The 2628-nt window shown below is 57.3% G+C and carries 5 protein-coding genes and 1 pseudogene; 4 read left to right on the top strand and 2 right to left on the bottom strand.

Annotated features, from left to right (window positions below):
* Positions 1–388: hypothetical protein (locus QT222_RS02785; RefSeq protein ID WP_491476230.1), on the top strand; the 388-nt coding region annotated here is incomplete at its 5' end.
* Positions 389–460: 72 nt separating this feature from the next.
* Here the strand turns inward: QT222_RS02785 and QT222_RS02790 are convergent.
* Positions 461–1273 carry a DUF6036 family nucleotidyltransferase gene (locus QT222_RS02790; protein ID WP_491476231.1) on the bottom strand — a complete coding sequence of 271 codons (813 nt, stop codon included), beginning with the start codon at positions 1271–1273 and terminating at the stop codon, positions 461–463.
* A complete protein-coding gene (locus QT222_RS02795; RefSeq protein WP_491476234.1) occupies positions 1270–1410 on the bottom strand; it encodes a hypothetical protein in 141 nt (46 codons plus the stop codon). Before QT222_RS02795 ends, QT222_RS02790 begins: the two co-directional genes overlap by 4 nt.
* On the opposite strand from QT222_RS02795, the pseudogene QT222_RS02800 reads away from it, so the two are divergent.
* The 3 genes and pseudogenes from QT222_RS02800 to QT222_RS02810 all read left to right on the top strand — a co-directional run.
* Positions 1366–1738: pseudogene (locus QT222_RS02800) on the top strand (transcription initiation factor IIB family protein); the annotation flags it as partial. The gene QT222_RS02795 and the pseudogene QT222_RS02800 sit on opposite strands and share 45 nt — an antisense overlap.
* 77 nt (positions 1739–1815) lie before the next feature.
* Positions 1816–2328, top strand: a complete 513-nt coding sequence (locus QT222_RS02805; protein ID WP_491476232.1) for a winged helix-turn-helix domain-containing protein — start codon at positions 1816–1818, stop codon at positions 2326–2328.
* Positions 2325–2628 (top strand): toxin-antitoxin system TumE family protein (locus QT222_RS02810; protein WP_491476233.1); only part of this gene is annotated, 304 nt, incomplete at its 3' end. The genes QT222_RS02805 and QT222_RS02810, both read left to right, overlap by 4 nt.

Consider the following 2628-nt stretch of genomic DNA (forward strand, 5'->3'; position numbering starts at 1 on the left):
GCTCATGTCGGCCTGGCATTCCACACCGGACGGAGATACCAGCCCAATTGTGGACGAAATCTTGGAGGACGAAGATTCCTGGCGTGAAAACCTGTGGGATCACTTCCACAGTATGTCAACGACGAAACTGGAGCAGTGGAAACATGAACAAGAAATACGCATGGTGTTACCCGATCTATTAGGTTTAGAAGATTCTCATCGGAAAGTCACATATGATTTATCCCAACTTGCAGGAGTTGTATTTGGCCTACGGACTAGCCTTGAGGACCGTTTTGAGGTAATGCGGATCCTCACCGAAAGCAGCCAAGACGGCGATTCCCCGCCTGTCGAGTTTTATGAGATGGTTTTCGACGGCACGAGCTTCCGGAAGGTGAAAATTGCCGTATGATGGCGTTTATCAAGTAACCCAAACCGAATCACGTTTCGCGCGGCGGTTCAATTCGACTGTTGATCTGTGCTGTCAGATCGTCATTGAGCGACGTTCTACGCGCCTATCGGTTACCGCCACGGCGTCTTTCTCTTCCAGCCGTCTCACAATCTCCTGTACGTCCGCTGCAGACCAGTCGAGTTCCTGTTGCAGGTCAGTCACCGATTTCGGTTCGTTGAGTGCGTGGAGCACTTCGAGTTCCTCGTAGACGCGCTCGGTGATCTCCGCGACGGGGTCGTGCAACGGCGTCGTCACGTTGTGTTGTTCGGTGAGATCGGTCAACGCTTCATTGACGTACGTCACGAACAGTTCTTGGTCCAAGAGTTCGATCTGCGTCTCGAGTTCCGCTTCGACGACATCGAACTCGAGGCCGGTCTGCATCAGCGAGAACATATCCTCGATATCGTCCACCCGACCGGCAACCGCTTTGAACAGGAAGATGTCTTCTGGACTCACGAGCTCGACCACGAGATTTCCCGGGTCGAGATAGCGTTCGCTCCGCTCACGAATGCCTGGAGACAGAATCAGCTTGCCGATCACCTGCTGGTTGAAAACGTCGATACGACACCCGTCATCGTTCTCGAGGATGCGCTGGGCACCGAGTTCTTCGTACTCTTCGTCCGGTTCCCGGACGATATCGTATCCCAGTTCGAGGAGCACCGCTTGTAGCTGACTCAGATCGTCGCCGGAGGAGACAATGAGATCAATATCTTTGGTCGTCTCTTTGAGTCCGCGAAACCCCATCGACCGACCACCAATCAAGAAGACGGTGAGTGAGTTGTCCAGCTGCCGGCCGATGCGCTCGAGTTCCGACCGGATGTCTGCGCTATCGAATCGTACCCTCATGACGTCACCCCGTACTCCTCAGCCAGTTCCTGGAAGTCCTCCCACTCGGGAAGTCGAGACGTCCGCTGGGAACCGCTGGTTTCGAGATACGTGCAGAGGTCGTCGACGACGTCGTCGACGCAGCACGCGTTGAACAATCGAGAGTCGCGAATGCGTACAGACCCTGAATACAGAACTTGGGCTGCCGACTCAGCCGGTTCGCCCGAGTGAATTTATCCCCCTCTCGCGTCAGAACTCGATGTTCCAACGTACATCCGACAGCGGGCTCGGAGGTTGGCTGAACAGTCAGAATCGTCAGGAGCCGCGTCGGGTATCACTCCACCAGGATTCGCAGCGGCCTGTCTCTACAAAGCGGGGCAAGAACACGGCCAGTGGGTAACGCAAAGCGACGTCGCGGCGACAGGGAACGTCACACCAACCACAGTCCGGACGCATCACGAGACGTTAGAGGAGCATGTAGCCTGACAATGCTCGCCTACAAGCACCGGAGTTAGATAATTTCCCCAGAAAACTATTTGTTCCTAGACTGCGTAGCATCCAGTATGACCGAGACGTGGGACGACGTCAACGAACAGGTCAAGGCGGACTGGAAAGACGACACGACGCCATTCGAGCGGGTGTACGAAGTCGTTGAACAGACCCACGACGGGCAGTCGGCAGCCGAGATCGGCGAGCGGGCCCTCGTGAGCGAGCCGACAGCGCGTCGCCACTGCAAGTCGCTCGTGAACACCGGGTTCGCGGAGACGGAACATGATGGCCAAACAACGCTGTACAAGCGCAACAGCGACCGGGTGTTGATGTCGCGGATCCGCGAGCTGCGTGAGGAAGTTACTCGACCCGAGTTGCTCGACAGCATCCAGGAGATGAAGGCCGAGATCCGGCGCTACGAGGACCGCTACGACGTGGTGTCACCGGAGGAACTCGTCCAGCAACTCGACGCCGGCGAGACGGACGGCTGGGACGACCTCACCGCGTGGCGCACGACGCGGCAGAATCTCGCCGTCGCCCAAGCCGCGCTCGCTTACGACGAGGCCAGCCACCAGCTCGCTGTATGAACGGTAACGACCGCGCCGGCGAGTTCGGGCCGATCTATCTTCCGGCACTCCAGCGGATTCGTGACCTCTGGCTCGAACTTGAGCCGCTCGTCGACGAAACGGCGTATGATGATGTCGTCGCCCCTACGGAACTGCAGATCAGTCTCAGCGATGGATTGGGCGACGCCGAGAACGCTCGGCTCGATATCCAGTGGAGCGAACTGGGGATGTATTCGTTCCACTACGTCGATAGCAACGACGTCAACTGGCGCTTCGATCGCCACCCGAATACACACTCCCCCGAGATCCATTTCCACCCGC

The sequence above is a fragment of the Haloferax sp. s1 genome (assembly GCF_058382125.1).